An 18,598-nucleotide genomic window follows, 5' to 3' on the forward strand; every position below is an offset into this window, starting at 1 on the left:
GATCCTAAATCGGACCCCTATTTCATGATGTATTGGGAAATATTAGAGCGCAGATCTGATTCAATCAGATCAAAACACGCTCTAATGCCCAGATAGGACAAGTGTCTGCACTGGCATCATCACGGCTTGTATTCGCAGGATCATGGCGTGAACGAGGCCGGTTGCATCGACGGCGTGCAAGAATATAGACCGCAGCGTACCCGCTTTACCGGATTCCAATTCCTCATGATTGCTTGTGTACGCGTTGGCCACACAACTACTGCCGGGGGGAATGCCTGCAAGTTGCCCTTCATAGAGAGGCTCCAGGGTAACTGTGATTGTTCCCGGTTTTGCCAATTGCTGGATGTCGACCAACTGATCGCTGGCTCGCACCTGTCCACCTGCGATAACGTCCTGCACCTCGGTTACGACCATAGGAATAATCGTGAATGGCTTTCCGATACACGTTGCCTCGGCAATCATGCCGGGCTTCATGACTTGTGCTTCGATCTGTCCAAAGCCTGCTACAAGGGCAGTTCGGCCTGCTGTTTCCGGCACCAGTATGCCGGCCGGGCGGAGCAACGGATTGACGACTTCACCTGCACGCAAGGTGAATTGTTGAACGGTTCCCGAAACGCCCGCCTTCACGATCGTTTTATTCAATTCAACTTCCGCCTCGGTAGCTGCAGCCTCAATGCTTGCCCTCTGCGCTGGAAGCAATGAGTTGATTTTGGTTTCGAGCGTCTGCTTGCTGGCGGTTGCTGCTGCCAGTTCGCTACCTTTGCCATCGGCTATGGATTGCAGACGTTCAATATCCTTACGGGCGACGATGTTTGAGTTGCGGCGCTGCAGCTCGAGTTGCGTGTTTACATCGTTCTGTGCCTGAACGAACGCAATCTCACCTTGCTTAATCAGGGCATCGGCAGCCACAAGATCGGTTTTGGCGACAACCATTTCGGCGTCGATTTCTGCAATGCGTTTACGAGCTGTTTCCAGCGCAGCCTTTTGTTTGCTGTCATCGAGTTTGAAGAGCGGCTCGCCAGCTTTCACCTTCTGGTTTCGCGAGACATACACTTCATCAACACGTCCACCTATTTCCGGAAGGATGGTAACGGTTCGAAATGCAGCCGTTACGTTAGATGTAGACGGATGATAATAGAAGATCATCGTGATCAGGGAAATTGTGAGGATGAGGCACGCAGTGATCCCCCACCTGAGTTCGAACCACATGGAGTAGATCGTGATCTCGTGACCGATCCGTTTTCCCTGACGATACCGGCGGTAAAGATAATCCGGAAAGATAGTGATCATTGAGCAAAGCAGGAATTCAAACATTATTTCTGCTCCTGCTTGTTCTGATCAAGGGACAATTCCGTGTCGGGCACAACTGTTGACGGGGTCACGCTTTGCGAGGACGGCGATATCGTTTGTGGTGCAACATTATCGCTGCCGCCAACAGTTGGCGCTGGATCAGAGGGCGGAATTGTCAGGTGAAGCCCTCGCCGTGCAATGGTACGCAGAGACCTTGCCATGGATGTTACCGGCGACAGAAAATCCGGAAGATCCGTCATTGCCAGCAAAAGCGCTGCAATCCAGAAGAGCTGATTGTGGGTGAAGAGCGCTATCAAACCCAATACAGCAACAAGCTGAAGCTGAATTTTGTTGGTCTGATGAGCGATGTGCTCAGGGAGAGCATGAAGTCTCAGATAGAGAATTCCAGTTAAGAAAACCACGCAGATAAGGAAAATAATGACGATGTTCAAAAGCACATCGGTTTGTCCCGGGGACGTTATAAATACGGGTATGTGTCCGATCGCTGCTTTATGCACGGCATCTGCTGATTGGTCCATGTTGCCTCCAGCCTTTGTTTGTTGGCGTTCCATGCGCTTCACCGGATGGTGGCGATAAGGAGCGCGGCTGTTCACCAACAAATGTGCCCGAAAAATGTCGGGCGGACTTCATTATATCAAATCGCAAGAACGTTGTGGGAATTTCAGCTGAGGATTGGGAAAGTTACCAAATGGAATGAGGAATTATAAAGAAAATAAGCTACTGTTCACGCTGAGAATACCGATTTCCGTCTAGCAATCGAGTCAGAGCGAGACAAAGTCATGGTTCTAGTTTAGGCAGAATTTAACACTCGCCCATCCGTAGATAAGCCCGGCTTCTCCAGATCGCACACATTTTCTGACCGTACAGAGCGCCCCTCATACATATCGATGTGCAGATTGCCGAGCGGACACAAATCCGCGAACGTCCAACCCCCGGTTCATGTGTCCCAAAAAGCAATTCGCCAATGACAATCGGCGACAATAGAAGTTTTTGCAGAATTTGCAGTATAATCACGCCTAGAAATAAGGCCGCATCCCGACAACCATTTTAAACTTGTCGGGATGTGCTCTCAATCAAGCGTCAGCCTCTTCGGCCAGCCGTTCACGTAGAATGGCAATTGCCACCTTACCCGCATTCATCACATGATACGCGGCCGCCTTGCGAGCTTCCTTACCGCGTCTCGCGGCCAGATGACCGACAACTTCTCCAAGTTCAGCCAAGCTGTCACGCGTACGGCCCGGAGCACCCAGCGATGTCGCACGCAAAACCATGACGCGCGCGTTCAGCGATGAGAGCGTATGTCCAAGCGCTTCATTATGTGCACCGAAAATCAGGCAGTCATAAAAAGCATTCTTGGCTTGCAGGCGTTCCAGTGGATCGGTGACTTTGTCGCCTTGCTTCAGCACTTCAAAAGCGGCTTTGAGAGCTTCTATATCCTCATCGGTTGCATTGCGCGCAAACAGCTCACAAGCCAGCCCTTCGAGCTCGACACGGACCTGATAAATACCTTCGGCTTGTTCTGGCTTCAGACGTGCCACAATCGGCCCGCGATGCGGAACGACTTCAACAAGACCTTCACTTTCAAGCTGACGCAGTGCTTCGCGCACAGCCGTACGGCTGACGCCCGTCATTTCACACAGATCGCGCTCAGTAATACGCTGGCCTGCCGTAAAATATCCCACCGCGATCGAATTGCGGATACTTTCCGTAACACTGTGCCGCACAGGAGCAGCAGCTTTTACCACTTTAAAATCAATAGGCGGGGTTCGCCCGTTCATGGATACAGTCATAAGTTTATACCCCTTTTGGTGTATGGGGACCGGTATTACCGTATTACTATACGCTAATTGCTTGTTTTGAAAGCATCAGATTTTCGACCATGCCTGTTTAACGTGCATCCCGAAAAGGGTTAAACGGCTTTCGGAAAAAGACGCTCGTTAAAACAATGAATTAGAGCGCCGATATGTCTTAATGAAATAGGCGCTCTAATGTGCAAAACCTCAGTCTCGTGCTGCTTCTATGACCGCCATAGCTGCTGCAACCCCTGCTCCCACATCAATACCCTTTACACCTGCAGCCTTGAGGCCGCCGGCAATTGCCGCAACGGATATAAGTGAATACGGAGGGCGGGCAGTCGGCCCCATGTGTCCGATCCGGGTCAGTTTTCCAAGTGTTTCACCACGACCCGATGAAAATACAACCCCATAGAGATCACGGATTGAAGCACGCAGCTTCGCTTCATCAATGCCGTCGGGAATTGCAACCGCTGTACAGGTTGCCGAAGCAATCTCCTCCCGCGCAGCCCATAATTTCAACCCTGCTGCCTGCACCCCAGCCCGGCAGGCTTTTGCGGTCAGGGCATGACGCGCCCAAACATTTGCTTCACCTTCATCCAGATAAATATCAAGCGCTGCATCAAGTGCATTGATCTCGGAAACCGAAGGCGTGAAAGGAAATGGCCGGTCTGTCCTGTGCGCCTCTTTCCAGTCAACAATCGAAAGAATTGATGCGCGCGGCGCATCAGGATTAGCCGCCATTTTCTCCCATGCAGCTTCGCTCACATGCAACAGCGTCAATCCGGGTGGACAACCCAGACATTTATTCGGACCAGTTACAAAAATATCGGCAAATGATGTCTCTGGCAGAACATCCATTCCACCAAAGGCCGAAACGGAATCCACAATGAACAGTTTGCCCGCGGCTCTTACAACTGCGCCGATCTCGGCAACCGGATTAACCGTGCCGGACGGCGTATCATGATGACAAATCGAAACCACCGCAACATCAGGTCGTTTCTTTAAAAAGTCCGCGACCGCAGCAGCAGAAAGCACTTCATTATAAGGCACTGCGAGTTCTACGACTTCTTTTGCGTAACGTGCAGCCCAATAGCCAAAGCCCTTGCCATAAACACCGGAAACAAGATTAAGCACCACATCGTTTCTGGTGATCAATGAAGCAGCAGCGGCCTCCAGCCCCAATACAGGCTCCCCCTGAAGGATTACTGGCGGCGTTTTTGTGTGAAAAGCTCGCTGCACTTTTGCATTCACAGATTCGTAGAATGCCAGGAATGCCGGATCATAATCATAGAGAACAGGTCGCGACAGTGCCTGCAGCACTGCCGGATAGGCATCCACCGGGCCTGTGGTCAATGTAAAGATTGGATCGGCAATTTTCCCAAGGCTCGTATGGCTCATGTCGCTCTCCCATTCATGTCCGTAGTGTCTCGTGTCATTGCGAGAAAAGCTGCACCATCGGCAGCATCTTCAATTGCTTCTAGCGAAGTGATCAACTCATCGGCATCCAGATCAATGCCACGCCAGCCAATCTGCGCGCGAAATTTTACGGCAAGATCGGCATCTGTCATTGGATGATCCAACCCGCCTTTGGCAGCATCAATCCTGCGTACAAGCTTGCGCCCGTCATTCAGCGAAAGACAAACCTCAGCAGCTTCAAATGTAAAGGAAAGATCATCTACGAAAGATAGCTTTGAAGCCAAATCCTTCAGTTGCGCATCCTGCACCGCGTGATCGGAAAAAGCCTCAAGATCGGCCCGGCCCCACAACAAACTGACCGCCACGGCATGTTGTGCGCTCACCTGCGAAAGCCTTCCCGTGGTGACATTCGGGCGATCTGTGCGTTGGCGAAGAAGCGGATGCCCCGTCAATCTTATCGATGCAATTGCATCGGCACTGAAATCCCCTTGCGCATGAAGGGCAAGACAGGCTTCGATAACAGGGTTGAGAACAATCCCGCATGGATAAGGCTTGAAGGTGTTTTTCAGAATCTCCCAGCGGCTTCCCAACTCATCTGTCAGGGTTGCGAAATCCGGGGCATCTGAGTGCAGCGCCAGAAAGCCTCTTGGACCCTCAAGCGGCGCCGCGGGACCAGTATAACCTTTGGCGGCAAGAAATGCCGACATCAGGCCAGCACGCGCGGCCTGCCCCACTGAGAGGCTTTTCGACATGGTGCCAAGCGTTTCAACCGAACCCGCACCCTGCGCCAAAGCATGCCCTAAAGCATCAACGAGCTGTGCCGGGGAAAGCCTCAAAAGCCTGCCCGCAGCAAGGGCTGCACCAAAAGCGCCGCAAGTCGATGTAATATGCCAGCCGCGCGCATAATGAACCGGGTGTAAAGCATTGCCCAACCGACAAGTCACTTCCGCCCCAAGAACGAAAGCCTCAATCAGTTCCGATCCGGTTACCGGCTTTCCCTCTGCTGCCAGTGTCTCAGCTAAAGCTAGAACAGCCGGTGCAACAGGGGCAGACGGATGGATAACCGTCGGAACATGGGTATCGTCGAAATCAAAAATATTGGCCGAGGCCGCATTGATGTAGGCCGCCCACAGCATATCAGCGCGTTCTGAACGCCCGATTAGGCTTGCTGTGGCGGGGCCGGAAAAAGCTGGCAGCATTGCCACCAGCTTCCGGATTGCAGCTTCATTTGAACCGCCTATCGCCGTGCCCACCATATTGAGTAGCGAGCGCCGTCCGGCGGCGCGCACGGCATCAGGCATTGCCGGTGGCGAATGAACAAACTCGGCGATTGTGGCACTCAGAGCTATCATGTCAGGCGCCAGCAGCCTTGCCGCGCACCTGCGTATCCGCCCACTGCTCCAGCGGACGGATGATCGCAGTCATATCTGCATCCGGCCCCAGATCAGCTTTGGTAATGGAAAACAGCATACGCACGGCATTGCCCACCAGCATCGGCACACCAAGACGTTCGGCTTCTTCCAGGCAAAGCCGAATATCTTTGAGAGAAAGTGCAATTGCGAAACCGAAATCAAAACTACGCGGCAGAACAAAACGCGGAATTTTATCAACACTTGCCGATGTGCGACCAGAACCGGCATTGAGCACTTCGATCATGACATCAGCATCAAGTCCGGCCTTTGCACCCATGACCATGGCTTCGGAAGTGATTGCGAGTGCAGCCGCAGAGCAAATATTGTTGATGAGTTTCATAACCTGCGCCTTGCCGGGTTCTTCGGCAACCCGGATTACTTTGCCAAGTGCCAGAAGCATCGGCTCAACAACAGTGAAATGCGCGGTTGGACCGGCCGCCATCAAAGCAAGTGTTCCCTTTTTTGCACCTGCGACACCACCCGAAACAGGGCTGTCAATCAAGGCAATACCTGCTTCCGACAGGATCTCGGCCAGATCCATTTCGGCCTTTGGCCCGGTTGTCGAAAGATCGACTACACGCTTTACAATACCAGGATTGGCCGCAATCGTGCGCCCGACAGCAAGCACGACTTCAGGTGTAGGCAAAGACAGGAAAATAGTTTCAACGCGAGAGCCAAGCTCTTCAAGACTGTTAGCAGCATCTGCACCGGCAGCAGTTAGAGCCGCCACCGCCGCCTCTGCACGATCATTGACGACAAGCGTATAGCCTGCACCAATGATGCGCTCTGCCATTGGGCGTCCCATATTGCCAAGCCCAACAAAACCCACTTCAGACATTCCACTCTCCTGTTATCGTGGTCTCGCTGTCAGGCAAAAGACCAGCCATTATCTACCGGTATTGCTGCTCCATTGATCCCCTCACTCGCAGAGCCGCAGAGGAAGAGCGCAAGAGCCGTAACCGTATCCATTGGGATAAATTTTCCGCCCGGCTGGCGGGTTGAAAGAAAAAGACTCGTCGCCTCTTCTTCGCTTAAGCCTTTTTCAGCAGCCAGCACCTTGATGCGACCAAGCGCTGAATCTGTCGCCATCAATCCTGGACAAATGGCATTGCAAGTGATCGCAGACGATGCCAGCTCAAGCGCCACAGTGCGCGTCAGGCCAATCATTGCGTGTTTGGTGGTGACATAATCCGCGCGCTCTGCAAGTGCGATCAGACTATAAACTGAAGCCATATTGATGATCCGTCCCCAGCCACGCTCGCGCATGTCGGGAAGGCAAGCCCGTATCAGCCGAAACGGTGCAGAAAGATTGACCTCCAGCGCTCGATCCCAGTCAGCATCCGCAAGTGATTGCACAGGCGAAATTTTACGAATGACCGCATTGTTGATGAGAATATCGATTGCACCAAGATGCTCTTTGGCATGTACAGCCAGTTGGTCTGCAGCACCCTCTTGCGATAAATCAAGCGCCACCGCACCGACCGGCTGGCCCGTCTCGTGTGCCAAAGCCGCTGCAACATCGATGACTTCCGGTCGAATATCGGTGAGGAAAATGCGGTGTCCCGCTTTTGCAAAAACCCGCGCGAGCTCAAGCCCCAACCCAAGCGCTGAACCTGTGATCAGCACACCGCGACCTGTTGCCGAACTCATCGCGCCAGTTCCTCCCACGTCAAAACCGGCTCAACATCCAGTCGAACAACAATGCCTTCAAGCGCTTCCGATGGCGCGCAATAGGCGCGCATGACCGCCGGATCGTGCCCCGGCACTATATGATCAAGAGTCGGAGCCAGCTCGATTAACCGGGCATAGCCGCGAATGAGTGCTGCCTCGTCAAACAATACGGGAAACGGATTTTCACGCTCCATATTGGCGTAAAAATGCGTCGCATCAGATGCAAGGACCACCCAGCCGCGCTTCGTATAAACGCGAACCGCCTGCAAACCCGCACTATGCCCTGGCACCGAATGCAGCCATATGCCAGGCGAGAGTTCCTTATCGCCGCGATGAAACTCAATCCTGCCCGCATAAAGATTGCGGATATAGGCAACGATGTTTTCCACATCGAATGGCGCACGCGCTTTGGGATCACACATACAGGGCCCTGTCGCATGCCCGGCTTCATCGACCTGAAGATGAAAGCGCGCCGACGGAAAATCTCCCAGAGTTCCGGCATGGTCATAATGCAGATGCGTGAGAATCACCTCACTGACCTGTCGGGCATCAACATCCATGAGTGCAAGCGCATCAACAGGACGACGCAAAAGCGTGCGGCCCCGCCCATCCGCTGCTTGCTGCCCGAACCCCGTATCAATGACATAAATTTCATCATCTCGACGCGCCAGCCAGATGAAGTAATCGAGATTTTCACCCGATTCATGCGGGTCTGCATAAAGAAAATTATCTTTGGCCGTCCGTCCCGTATGTGTGGCGTAACGAAGCGCGTAAAGCTCAAAAGGCGTTGGTTTCTCGTTAAAATCTGCCGCAGGAGCCGTCATCATTTGCCCACTTTACGTTGATGCTTGCCAAAAACTATCGAACTTTGTCTTCAGTATGACCGTAATCTTGTCATACAATCTATTGACAGGTCAAGTCCGGCATGTCTAACCTTGGGACAATCAGAACGGCGCAATCAATCTGAAGCCAGGCGACAAAAACGAAGCAGCCGTCCTGCCCACCTTAACGGAGAGATGCATGACTCGTCCCGAATTTAGCGGTGAACAATTCCAGAAAGGGCTGAAGGTCAGACGCGAGGTGCTTGGCGATGGCTATGTTGCGCCTTCGCTGGCCAATGCAGACGATCTGACGGCGCCATTGCAGAAACTTGTTACGGAATGGTGCTGGGGTGAAATCTGGACCCGCCCGGGGCTGGAGCGCAAGACCCGCAGCTTTCTCAACCTTGCAATGCTGACCGCATTGAACCGTCCACATGAAGTGAAAATCCATGTGCGCGGCGCCCTGAATAACGGTGTCACGGAAGAAGAAATCGTAGAAGTTATTCTTCAGGCCGCGATCTACTGTGGCGTACCAGCCGCCCTCGATTCTATGCGTGTTGCGACGGAAGTCATCCGTCAGATGCGCGACGAAAAGGCCGTAAGCGCCTGATCCCGATACCGGAAACGCTCAATAAAAACGGGGAACACCCGCGATTCCAATTGCAATAGGAGGCCCATTTGACACAGGGAACAGCAGCAAAACTCGCAAGCCAGCCGCATAAGCTGAAAACCGGCGAAGAATACAAAGAGTCGCTCAAGGATAACCGCCAGATCTGGGTTGGCGGTCAGAAACTGAATTCCGTTTATGACGAACCCGCACTTGCGAAAGGTATCGACCTTCTCGCATCGATGTTCGATGATCAGTTCACTGAAGAACATGCAGACGCCACCACCTATTACGATGAAAAGGCAGGCGCAGTACTAAGCCGTTCGTGGCAGATTCCGCGCACCAAGGAAGATCTCGCCGCGCGTCGCCGGATGATCGAGTACACTTCGCTCAAGACAGCAGGCACCTTTGGGCGCCCACCGGATCTTGCACCATCGATCGTTGTTGGTCTTTATGCTTACCTGCCGACCTTCAAGAAGAAGAAATCTCTCATTGAAGGGATCGATCCGGACTTTGCAGAAAACATCGAACGCTACATGGAATACGGTCAGAACAACAATCTGACCGCATCGGAAAGTCTCGCCGGACCGCAGGCCGACCGCTCGTCGCCAAAGGCTTCGGAAGCTTCGCTGCTCAAGGCACGTAAGGTCACAAAAGATGGCGTTTATATCTACGGCGCCAAAACCGTAGGCTCGATTGCGGCTCAGGCTAACGATATTTTCTTCACCAATCTCGGTGGTATTCAGGAAACACCGGCAGATGCCTGCATCTGGGGGTCAGTTCCAATCGACACTCCCGGGATCAAGATGATCTCGCGTGAAATGGTCTCGCAGCCATTGTCGAGCAAGTTCGATCATCCGGTTGCAAGCCTCGGCGAAGAAGCCGACCAGTTCATCGTGTTCGATAATGTTTTCGTTCCGAAAGAACGCCTGTTCAATCTCGGCGACCCAACGGCAATGAGCTATTATGGTCCGGTCTGCGTGTTCGCGCACTGGCATGTCCTGACGCGCCTTGCTGTGAAGGCAGAGTTGTTTGTCGGCGCAGGCCAGATGGTTCTCGATTATCTTGGCACAGGCAAAATTCCTGCCGTCCAGATGATGCTCGGACAGCTTGTTGAATATGCGCAGACGCTTCGCGCATTTGTGACAGCAGCAGAAGCGCTTGCTGTGCCAACCGAAGGCGACGTCATGCGTCCGGATGTCGGCATGTTGACTGCCGGTCGCCTTTATTCGATCGAAAATTACCCGAAGATCATCCATATCCTTCAGGAAATGTGCGGTCAGGGACTTGTTATGCGCTTTGGCAAAAAAGCATTCGACAATCCGGAAGTTGGCCACTTCCTGCATGAACTTCTGCCCGGACATGGCGTTTCTGCCATGGTCAAAGAGCAGTTGATGAACTTCATCTGGGATATGACGTCCGGCTCGCTTGCTGGTCGCGTCGCCCTGTTTGAAAACGTCAACGCAACACCTGCACCAGCTCTTCGCGCAAGACTTTATAACGAAGTCAAACGCGATCGTTATGTTGCTCAGGTGAAGAAAATCGCTGGCATCGAATAGACCCCGCATGCCCCGTCCGGTGAAAATCGGGCGGGGTTCTTTCTTTCGGGAATATTGGAGATTGCGATGGATCACGCCATGCTTGTCGACCGGTTCTATGAGGCCTACGCATCACGCAAAGCGGAAGGTGCCGCATCCCTTTACCATGCCGATGGCTGGCACGAAGAGGTCGCAATGGGGAAGCGCCGTGAAGGTCATTCAGCGCTTGCAGAAGGGCTGACCGGCTTTTGGCGCATGTTGCCGGATGTTGCATGGGAACGCCACGGTTACATTCGCGCAGGCGACCAGATTGCCGTTCCCTACCACATGACCGGAACGTTCACACCGCGCGGAGAGGATGCAACCCCACGCAAGATCTCACTTGATGGTCTGCATCTCTTCGAAATCCGTGACGGGTTGCTGACGGGCACAAAAGATATGTGGGATCTGGATCTCTTTAAAGCGCAGATGAGTTGAGACGATGGACGATCTGGCAACAAAAGACGGCATCGCAATCGGCGAACTGATTTCAAAAGGTGAGATCAGTGCGACCGAAGTGCTTGAAGCGAGCATCGAGCGAATAGAGCGGCTTAACCCGCAACTCAACGCGGTTGTGCACGCGCATTTTGATCTGGCCCGGCAGCAAGTTAAAAACGGACTGGCAAAAAGCCCACTTTCGGGTGTGCCGATGCTTCTCAAGAATACCGGCTTTGAAGCGGAAGGCATGCTTCTGTCGAGCGGCTCCGAGTTGCTGCGCAACGTCGTCAGCAAGCGCGACTCCACGATCACCGCGCGCTATAAATCTGCTGGAATGGTAATCTTAGGCAAATCCAACACACCGGAATTTGCGTTAAGCTTTACCAGTGAGCCAGAAGCTTTCGGCCCAACGCGCAACCCATGGGATTTAAGCCGTACGGCTGGCGGATCGTCTGGTGGCTCCACCGCAGCCGTTGCAAGCGGCATGGTGCCACTTGCCAACAGTTCAGACGGTGCAGGATCGACACGACTTCCCGCAAGCCATTGCGGATTGTTCGGGTTCAAGCCATCACGGTTGGTCAACCCCGTCGGTCCAGTTGCGGCAGAAGCTATTGGCGGCATGTCCACGCCCCATGCAGTTACGTGGTCGGTGCGCGACAATGCAGCGATGCTGGATATTTCGGGTGGCGGCGATTTGGGTGATCCATGGGCTTCACCCACCACCCCCGACTGCTATCTCTCAGCGCTGGATAAGACGCCACCTCGCCTGAAAGTAGCGATGATCCTTGACGCGCCTGACGGCAGCCCGATCGCACCGGAAATGATCGAAAGCATTCGCGAAACTGCGAAACTGCTGGAAAGTCTCGGCCATCACGTCGAGGAAGTTACGGACGCAGGCTATGATGCAGAAGCTATGAAAGCTGCATGGCGGATTGTCGTTGGCGTCAATGTTGCGTTGGGTGTTACGGGTGGCGATGCCACATCCGCCAACATCGCCAAGCTTGAGCCGGTCAATCAGGAGTGGGTACGCGAAGCACTGGCAATTCCCGGCACACGCTATCTCTGGGCAATCAATCAGCTTCACGCATCTTCACGCGCTTTAGCGAAATTCTTTAGCCAATACGACATCATGTTAACCCCTGCCGCTTCAGAACCTGCGCCCCTTCTGGGTAAGCTTGCAGGTAAAGGCAAAAGCCTTGATGAATTTTACGATCAATTCTGGTCTCACTCTCCTTTTACGGCTGTTTTCAACACATCCGGCTGCCCGGCAATGTCAGTCCCGCTCGGTATGAGTCCGTCAGGTTTGCCCATCGGATCACATATCGGAGCTGGCTTCGGAAAAGATGCCTTGCTCTTTTCGCTAGCAGCAGAACTTGAGCGTGCAGCTCCGTGGGCTGATCGGCGTCCACCCATTTTTGGCTAAGGAAAGCTCTATGAACAACACGGAAATCCTTACCCTTACCGCCCGCGAAACTGCCGCAGCTATCGAGGCTAAACAGTTAAGCGTCCGCGCTGTCACAGAAGCATATCTGGAACGGATTGCAGAAACTGACGGACCAATAAAGGCTTGGCAGTATCTCGACGTCGAGCAAGCCCGTGAACAAGCAGATATGTTGGATAGGAACGGACCCAAGGGACCGCTTGCGGGCGTGCCCATCGGCGTCAAAGACGTGATCGATACGAAGGATATGCCGACCGGCTATGGAACACCGATTTATGAAGGATTTCAGCCGCCTTGGGATGCGCCTGCGGTGCAGATCGCCAAAAATTCCGGCGGCCTGATCCTAGGCAAAACAGTCAGCACCGAACTTGCCATGGCAAGCCCCAACAAAACCCGCAATCCGCACAACCCAGCACACACACCCGGCGGCTCGTCGTCCGGTTCCTGTGCCGCCGTCGCAGCCGGCATGGTGCCCCTGGCATTCGGCACACAAACGTCGGGTTCGGTCATTCGTCCGGCAAGTTTTTGTGGCGTAACCGCATTCAAACCAACCTTCGGCGCAATCAACACCGTCGGCATCAAGGCTCTGTGTCATGGGCTTGATACGCTTGGTATCATCGCCCGCAACATAGGCGATGCATCTCATTGTGCAGCCGCGCTCAGCGGGCAGTCTGAACTCACCAGTCTTATACCACCAATTCGCCCCCGCATCGGCGTATTGCTTGGAACGCGCCTCGAAAAAGCTGAAGACTATGCGATTGAAACAGTCAATCGCCTGGTATCCGTGGCCGAAACGGCAGGCGCCGAACTGACCATTATTCCGGCACCAGGTTGGTTTGACGGTATTTTCGATCTCCACGAAGCCGTTATGGGCTGGGAAGTCACGCAATCACTTGCCTCCGAAATCAGTCATAACTGGAATGATCTGACGCCCGTCACGCGCGCAATGTTAGAGGATCAGGGCCGTATTGATGAGCCGCACTATCGTGCAGCAATGGCAGAAATTCCGGGAATCCGTCACATGATGGATGCAATTCTATCCCGCTTTGATGCCGTACTGACACTTGCAGCCCCCGGCGAAGCGCCTGAGGGTATGGCGACTGGCGATCCGATCTTCAACCGACTCTGGAGCGTTCTGCAAGTGCCTCTTGTCTGCTTGCCCGCATCCAAAGGGCCAAAAGGCCTGCCAGTCGGCGTACAACTGGTCGGCGCGCGCGGCGCTGATTATCCCCTCGCCTCGGCAGCCCTTTTTCTGGAAACCGCAATCGCTGCAAAAGGAGGCCTTCTATGAGCCATCCCCCCATTGACCAGCTAACCGATGATTTTCGCACGGCGATGCGGCAACTTGCGGCAACGGTCAACATCATTACAGCCGGAGAAGGCGACACCCGGCGCGGACTGACAGCCACAGCCGTCTGTTCAATGTCCATCACGCCTCCTTCCATGCTCGTTTGCGTCAACCGTTTTGGCGAAGCACACAAGGCGATCACATCTGCTGGGAATTTCTGCGTCAATATTCTCGCTGATGCCCAAAGGGAGATCGCCATGCGATTTGCCGGACAAATCGGTGAAATGGGCGAAGACAAGTTTGCACCTTATGGCTGGACACGCCTTGCCACCGGTGCACCGGCACTTGACCACGCAATGGCGAATCTCGATTGCGAAATTGCATCAGTGTCAGAAACTGAAAGTCATTCGATTTTCATAGGTCAGGTGAAAGCCATTCGCTTTGGCCCGGAGACATCACCACTCCTTCATTACAATCGCAACTTCTTCACGCTGGCCAATCAGACCGCGTTATAAAACATCCAACCAAGGGAACTGGCTGCGACCACAAAAAACCAAAATACGGTTGTCCCACAACCGGAACTCTCGTGGATGCAGTTACCAAACAAACGGGCCACGCCCAACGGAGGTATCTATCATGTCTATCAGTGACGCACAGTTTTTGAAGGGCTGGAGACAGGTGCTCGAAATGTGCAACCTGAAAGCTGGTGAGCAAGTCACAATTCTGACGAGCGACGACAGCAACAAACAGATTGCCTATATCGCCAAGCTTGCCGCTTCTGATCTCGGAGCTGTCGTCACCGAACTTAACCTCGCACCCGTGAACAGCGAAAAGGCGATCTCCCCCGATAAATCCGGTTATATCGGCAAGACCCCGTTGGATGGCAATGAAGCTGCCCTCGCCTGCCTCAAGGCTTCTGATCTCGTCATCGACACATTGCAGCTCTTGTTCTCAAAAGAACAGGAACAAGTGCTTAAAACCGGCACGCGCATGTTGCTCGCAGTCGAGCCTCCGGCAATCATGATGCGCCAGATCCCGCGCCCCGAAGACAAGTTGCGTGTTCTTGCTGCCGCCAAAAAAATTGGCGCCGCAAAAGAAATACATGTCACCTCAAAAGCTGGCACCGATTTCCGTTGTCGTCTTGGCCAATATCCGGTGCTCACTCAATATGGCCTTGCCGACGAGCCGGGCCGCTGGGACCATTGGCCAAGCTGCTTCTCGGCTCGCTGGCCGGATGAAGGCAGCGCCGAAGGAACAATCGTTATCGATGAAGGCGATATTCTGCTGCCATTCAAAAAATATGCCCGCGCTCCAATCACTGTCACCATTGAAAAAGGCTTCATTGTCGACATTAAGGGTGGCTATGATGCAGAATTCATGCGCAAATTCATGGAGAGCTTCAACGATCCACGTGCCTATGCCATGGCACATGTCGGCTGGGGACTAGAGAACCGCGCAAACTGGACGGTGCTGGGCCTCTATAACCCGGAAGCGCAGCTTGGTATGGATGCGCGCTCATTTGCAGGCAACTTCCTGTGGTCATCAGGGCCAAACACAGAAGCTGGCGGTGATCGTGATACGCCATGCCATCTCGATATTCCGCTGCGCAATTGCTCCGTATCGCTGGACGGTGAAGTGATGACGCTGGAAGGCGCAGTTATTCCTGAAGATCAGAAGTAAGACCATGGCACAATATGATGTGGCAATTATTGGTGCTGGCTCTGCCGGCGCCCTGATAGCAGCGCGTCTAAGCGAAGATCCGGCCCGTAATGTTCTGCTAATCGAAGCTGGTGGGAGACCATCAGACCCGGACATTTTAAAGCCCTCTATGTGGCCTGCGATCCAGCATCGCAGCTATGATTGGGATTACAAAACGACACCTCAGGAAGGTGCCGCTGGCAGAAGTTTTGCCTGGGCTCGCGGTAAAGGTCTTGGTGGATCAAGCCTGCTCCACGCTATGGGCTATATGCGTGGGCACCCGGCAGATTTCGCTGCATGGGCAGAAGCCACGGGTGATGAGCGCTGGAGCTGGGAAGGTTTATTGCCATCTTTCATGGCAAATGAAGACCATGAGTCGGGCGGTGATGGTATTCGCGGCAAAGACGGTCCGATGCCTGTCTGGATACCAGAGGACGAAGTCAGTCCACTGACACAGGCATTCATGACAGCAGGCAATGCACTCGGCCTGCCGCGTATCCCGGGCCACAATACCGGCCAAATGATTGGGGTCACACCCAATTCCCTGATGATCCGTGATGGGCGTCGCGTCACCGTTGCTGAAGCATGGCTCACGCCCGAAGTTTGCGCGCGTCCGAACCTGACGATCATGACAGGCACGTTGACCCGCCGCCTTAAACTGGAAAAATCACACGTTTCAGCAATTGAACTCGCAGGCCCGGAAGGACTAGCTACCGTCACGGCAAGCGAAATCATTTTGTCCGCTGGTTCATTGGAAAGCCCCGCACTTTTAATGCGTTCTGGCATAGGGCGCGAAAATGTACTCCGCGAAGCCGGTGTCACTTGCCGGGTCAAAGCGCCAGAACTGGGGCTTAACCTGATGGATCATCTGCTTGGGGCGGGTAATCTTTATGCCACTAAAAAGCATTTGCCTCCGTCCCGTCTGCAACATTCGGAAAGCATGGCGTATATGCGTGCCGGAGATTTCTCAGCCGGTGGCCAGCCGGAAATTGTCGTTGGCTGCGGCGTGGCTCCAATCGTTTCCGAGAGCTTTACTGCACCTGCTCCGGGTAACGCCTATTCCTTCCTTTTTGGTGTTACTCACCCTACAAGTCGAGGCGAAATACGCATAACCGGAGATGCACCGGACAGCCCACTTATAATTGACCCTCGATATCTTCAGACCCAAAATGATAGAAACCTGTTTCGAGCAGCGCTCGGTGCGGCACGTGAAATCGGACATCGCCCTGAATTAGCTGAATGGCGTGACCACGAAATACTCCCCAAGTCGCTTGCAACAAGCCAAGACATCGACACTTTTATTGCGAAGGCAGTGATCACACATCACCACCCTTCCGGGACATGCCGTATGGGTAAGGATGAGATGTCGGTCGTTGATGCCGATCTACGTCTGCGCGGACTGGACAATCTTTATGTTGTCGATGGTTCAGTTTTGCCAAGCCTTACTGCAGGCCCTATCCACGCCGCCGTGCAGGCAATCGCAGAAAATTTCACAGCAGGATTCAAATAATATCATGCAAAGTTAAAGGTACGAAATAATACCAGTTGGGACGCGGAACGCTGACGACGGTTATCCGTCGTGGGGGAGTGCAATCTATCTGTCCCTTAAACGTCAAAACGCCCGTGGTTTTGTCCACGGGCGTTTTTGAATTTGGTTGCGGGGGCAGGATTTGAACCTGCGGCCTTCAGGTTATGAGCCTGACGAGCTACCGGGCTGCTCCACCCCGCGTTAAGGGCTTAATTTGTATGACCGGATTTGGTATTTTTTTGCGCTTATCGCTGATGAAAGCTGTTTTGTATGATTATGAGAAGATGTTGATGATTTGTGTGCTTAGCAGACCTGGCAGCGACCTACTCTCCCGTGTCTTAAGACAAAGTACCATTGGCGCTGGAGCGTTTCACGGCCGAGTTCGGAATGGGATCGGGGTGCAGCCGCTCCGCCATAACCACCAGGTCGGCGAAGAACACAAATATGAGAAGCTGGTTGTCTTTCGTGCAGATAATAAAACGATATCAGTTTAAGCGTTTCGAAGCGAAGCTTCGCAAGGCCGACTGGCCGTCGCCGATGTTTCGGCGTGCTGTCCGCAGGCTAGCCTGACGTTAGTCAGGCGCTCAGCCGTAAGGACATAAACTAAACTAATATCTATCGAACTTGGTTCGATGGATATTGTAAATGAGAATGATCAAGTCGATCGAGCTATTAGTACCGGTAAGCTACATGCGTTGCCGCACTTCCACACCCGGCCTATCAACGTGGTAGTCTTCCACGGCTCTGATAGGGAATACTCGTTTTTAGGTGGGTTTCCCGCTTAGATGCCTTCAGCGGTTATCCCGTCCGTATATAGCTACCCTGCTATGCCGTTGGCACGACAACAGGTCCACCAGAGATACGTCCATCCCGGTCCTCTCGTACTAGGGACAGATCCTATCAATATTCCTACACCCACGGCAGATAGGGACCGAACTGTCTCACGACGTTCTGAACCCAACTCACGTACCGCTTTAAATGGCGAACAGCCATACCCTTGGGACCTGCTCCAGCCCCAGGATGCGATGAGTCGACATCGAGGTGCCAAACAACCCCGTCGATATGGACTCTTGGGGGTCATCAGCCTGTTATCCCCGGCGTACCTTTTATCCGTTGAGCGATGGCCCTTCCACGCGGGACCACCGGATCACTATGACCGACTTTCGTCTCTGCTCGACTTGTCAGTCTTGCAGTCAGGCAGGCTTATGCCATTGCACTCGACGAACGATTTCCGACCGTTCTGAGCCTACCATCGCGCGCCTCCGTTACTCTTTAGGAGGCGACCGCCCCAGTCAAACTACCCACCATACACGGTCCTGGACCCGGATAACGGGCCGCAGTTAGACATCCATATAGATAAGGGTGGTATTTCAAGGATGACTCCACAATGGCTGGCGCCACTGCTTCAAAGTCTACCACCTATCCTACACATGTCGACACGAATGCCAGTGTAAAGCTATAGTAAAGGTGCACGGGGTCTTTCCGTCTAACCGCAGGAACCCCCGCATCTTCACGGGGAATTCAATTTCACTGAGTCTGCGTTGGAGACAGCGGGGAAGTCGTTACGCCATTCGTGCAGGTCGGAACTTACCCG

General features: G+C 53.5%; 16 protein-coding genes, 1 tRNA gene and 2 rRNA genes (1 of these 19 cut by a window edge). 8 read left to right on the top strand and 11 right to left on the bottom strand.

Features of this window, described 5'->3' with window-relative positions:
- Positions 1-81: 81 nt before the first annotated feature.
- From C9380_RS16810 to C9380_RS16845, 8 genes are all read right to left on the bottom strand, one after another.
- Positions 82-1,314 (bottom strand): HlyD family secretion protein, encoded by a 1,233-nt coding sequence (locus tag C9380_RS16810; protein WP_100557281.1) that lies wholly within the window; start codon positions 1,312-1,314, stop codon positions 82-84.
- Positions 1,314-1,862: a hypothetical protein gene (locus tag C9380_RS16815; protein ID WP_100557282.1), complete on the bottom strand. Its 549-nt coding sequence runs from the start codon at positions 1,860-1,862 to the stop codon at positions 1,314-1,316. The genes C9380_RS16810 and C9380_RS16815 overlap by 1 nt, the downstream gene beginning before the upstream one ends.
- A 522-nt stretch (positions 1,863-2,384) precedes the next feature.
- Positions 2,385-3,101 carry a GntR family transcriptional regulator gene (locus tag C9380_RS16820; RefSeq protein ID WP_100557283.1) on the bottom strand — a complete coding sequence of 239 codons (717 nt, stop codon included), beginning with the start codon at positions 3,099-3,101 and terminating at the stop codon, positions 2,385-2,387.
- Positions 3,102-3,311: 210 nt separating this feature from the next.
- The gene (gene ppaT / locus C9380_RS16825; RefSeq protein ID WP_128094094.1) at positions 3,312-4,505 is read right to left on the bottom strand and encodes a pyridoxamine--pyruvate transaminase; all 1,194 of its coding nucleotides are present in this window, start codon (positions 4,503-4,505) and stop codon (positions 3,312-3,314) included.
- A complete protein-coding gene (locus C9380_RS16830; protein ID WP_128094095.1) occupies positions 4,502-5,875 on the bottom strand; it encodes an MmgE/PrpD family protein in 1,374 nt (457 codons plus the stop codon). The genes ppaT and C9380_RS16830 overlap by 4 nt, the downstream gene beginning before the upstream one ends.
- Position 5,876: 1 nt before the next feature.
- Positions 5,877-6,773: an NAD(P)-dependent oxidoreductase gene (locus tag C9380_RS16835; protein WP_128094096.1), complete on the bottom strand. Its 897-nt coding sequence runs from the start codon at positions 6,771-6,773 to the stop codon at positions 5,877-5,879.
- Positions 6,774-6,802: 29 nt separating this feature from the next.
- Positions 6,803-7,585 (bottom strand): SDR family NAD(P)-dependent oxidoreductase, encoded by a 783-nt coding sequence (locus C9380_RS16840; RefSeq protein WP_128094097.1) that lies wholly within the window; start codon positions 7,583-7,585, stop codon positions 6,803-6,805.
- Positions 7,582-8,433: an N-acyl homoserine lactonase family protein gene (locus tag C9380_RS16845; RefSeq protein WP_247877619.1), complete on the bottom strand. Its 852-nt coding sequence runs from the start codon at positions 8,431-8,433 to the stop codon at positions 7,582-7,584. Before C9380_RS16845 ends, C9380_RS16840 begins: the two co-directional genes overlap by 4 nt.
- A 193-nt stretch (positions 8,434-8,626) precedes the next feature.
- Between C9380_RS16845 and C9380_RS16850 the strand changes: the two genes are divergently transcribed.
- The 8 genes from C9380_RS16850 (at position 8,627) to C9380_RS16885 (ending at position 16,986) form a co-directional block, all read left to right on the top strand.
- Positions 8,627-9,037 carry a carboxymuconolactone decarboxylase family protein gene (locus C9380_RS16850; RefSeq protein ID WP_024900120.1) on the top strand — a complete coding sequence of 137 codons (411 nt, stop codon included), beginning with the start codon at positions 8,627-8,629 and terminating at the stop codon, positions 9,035-9,037.
- Positions 9,038-9,105: 68 nt separating this feature from the next.
- Entirely contained in the window at positions 9,106-10,593 is a 1,488-nt protein-coding gene (locus C9380_RS16855; RefSeq protein WP_128094098.1) for a 4-hydroxyphenylacetate 3-hydroxylase N-terminal domain-containing protein, read from the top strand.
- Between the two features lie 66 nt (positions 10,594-10,659).
- Positions 10,660-11,049, top strand: coding sequence for a nuclear transport factor 2 family protein (locus C9380_RS16860; protein ID WP_128094099.1), 390 nt, complete (start codon positions 10,660-10,662; stop codon positions 11,047-11,049).
- Between the two features lie 4 nt (positions 11,050-11,053).
- Positions 11,054-12,472, top strand: coding sequence for an amidase (locus C9380_RS16865; RefSeq protein WP_128094100.1), 1,419 nt, complete (start codon positions 11,054-11,056; stop codon positions 12,470-12,472).
- A gap of 10 nt (positions 12,473-12,482) precedes the next feature.
- Positions 12,483-13,781 (top strand): amidase, encoded by a 1,299-nt coding sequence (locus tag C9380_RS16870; RefSeq protein WP_128094101.1) that lies wholly within the window; start codon positions 12,483-12,485, stop codon positions 13,779-13,781.
- Complete coding sequence (locus C9380_RS16875) at positions 13,778-14,293, top strand: flavin reductase family protein (protein WP_024900115.1); 516 nt, start codon at positions 13,778-13,780, stop codon at positions 14,291-14,293. The genes C9380_RS16870 and C9380_RS16875 overlap by 4 nt, the downstream gene beginning before the upstream one ends.
- 121 nt (positions 14,294-14,414) lie before the next feature.
- Positions 14,415-15,458: a 2,5-dihydroxypyridine 5,6-dioxygenase NicX family protein gene (locus tag C9380_RS16880; protein ID WP_128094102.1), complete on the top strand. Its 1,044-nt coding sequence runs from the start codon at positions 14,415-14,417 to the stop codon at positions 15,456-15,458.
- Positions 15,459-15,462: 4 nt separating this feature from the next.
- Positions 15,463-16,986 (top strand): GMC family oxidoreductase, encoded by a 1,524-nt coding sequence (locus C9380_RS16885; RefSeq protein WP_128094103.1) that lies wholly within the window; start codon positions 15,463-15,465, stop codon positions 16,984-16,986.
- A 142-nt stretch (positions 16,987-17,128) separates the two neighbouring features.
- On the opposite strand, the gene C9380_RS16890 is transcribed toward C9380_RS16885, so the two are convergent.
- From C9380_RS16890 to C9380_RS16900, 3 genes are all read right to left on the bottom strand, one after another.
- Positions 17,129-17,205 (bottom strand) — tRNA-Met (locus tag C9380_RS16890).
- Positions 17,206-17,314: 109 nt separating this feature from the next.
- Positions 17,315-17,430 (bottom strand): 5S ribosomal RNA (gene rrf / locus C9380_RS16895).
- Between the two features lie 225 nt (positions 17,431-17,655).
- Positions 17,656-18,598 (bottom strand): 23S ribosomal RNA (locus tag C9380_RS16900); it runs 1,969 nt beyond the window's last position.

The sequence above is a fragment of the Brucella pituitosa genome, assembly GCF_003049685.1.
Taxonomy (GTDB): Bacteria; Pseudomonadota; Alphaproteobacteria; order Rhizobiales; family Rhizobiaceae; genus Brucella; species Brucella pituitosa.

Excerpts from the sequence above, each read along its gene's own strand:
- C9380_RS16810 (WP_100557281.1), bottom strand. The coding sequence starts at position 1,314 with ATGTTTGAATTCCTGCTTTGCTCAATGATCACTATCTTTCCGGATTAT.
- C9380_RS16815 (WP_100557282.1), bottom strand. The coding sequence starts at position 1,862 with ATGGAACGCCAACAAACAAAGGCTGGAGGCAACATGGACCAATCAGCA.
- C9380_RS16820 (WP_100557283.1), bottom strand. The coding sequence starts at position 3,101 with ATGACTGTATCCATGAACGGGCGAACCCCGCCTATTGATTTTAAAGTG.
- ppaT (WP_128094094.1), bottom strand. The coding sequence starts at position 4,505 with ATGAGCCATACGAGCCTTGGGAAAATTGCCGATCCAATCTTTACATTG.
- C9380_RS16830 (WP_128094095.1), bottom strand. The coding sequence starts at position 5,875 with ATGATAGCTCTGAGTGCCACAATCGCCGAGTTTGTTCATTCGCCACCG.
- C9380_RS16835 (WP_128094096.1), bottom strand. The coding sequence starts at position 6,773 with ATGTCTGAAGTGGGTTTTGTTGGGCTTGGCAATATGGGACGCCCAATG.
- C9380_RS16840 (WP_128094097.1), bottom strand. The coding sequence starts at position 7,585 with ATGAGTTCGGCAACAGGTCGCGGTGTGCTGATCACAGGTTCAGCGCTT.
- C9380_RS16845 (WP_247877619.1), bottom strand. The coding sequence starts at position 8,433 with ATGATGACGGCTCCTGCGGCAGATTTTAACGAGAAACCAACGCCTTTT.
- C9380_RS16850 (WP_024900120.1), top strand. The coding sequence starts at position 8,627 with ATGACTCGTCCCGAATTTAGCGGTGAACAATTCCAGAAAGGGCTGAAG.
- C9380_RS16860 (WP_128094099.1), top strand. The coding sequence starts at position 10,660 with ATGGATCACGCCATGCTTGTCGACCGGTTCTATGAGGCCTACGCATCA.
- C9380_RS16865 (WP_128094100.1), top strand. The coding sequence starts at position 11,054 with ATGGACGATCTGGCAACAAAAGACGGCATCGCAATCGGCGAACTGATT.
- C9380_RS16870 (WP_128094101.1), top strand. The coding sequence starts at position 12,483 with ATGAACAACACGGAAATCCTTACCCTTACCGCCCGCGAAACTGCCGCA.
- C9380_RS16875 (WP_024900115.1), top strand. The coding sequence starts at position 13,778 with ATGAGCCATCCCCCCATTGACCAGCTAACCGATGATTTTCGCACGGCG.
- C9380_RS16880 (WP_128094102.1), top strand. The coding sequence starts at position 14,415 with ATGTCTATCAGTGACGCACAGTTTTTGAAGGGCTGGAGACAGGTGCTC.
- C9380_RS16885 (WP_128094103.1), top strand. The coding sequence starts at position 15,463 with ATGGCACAATATGATGTGGCAATTATTGGTGCTGGCTCTGCCGGCGCC.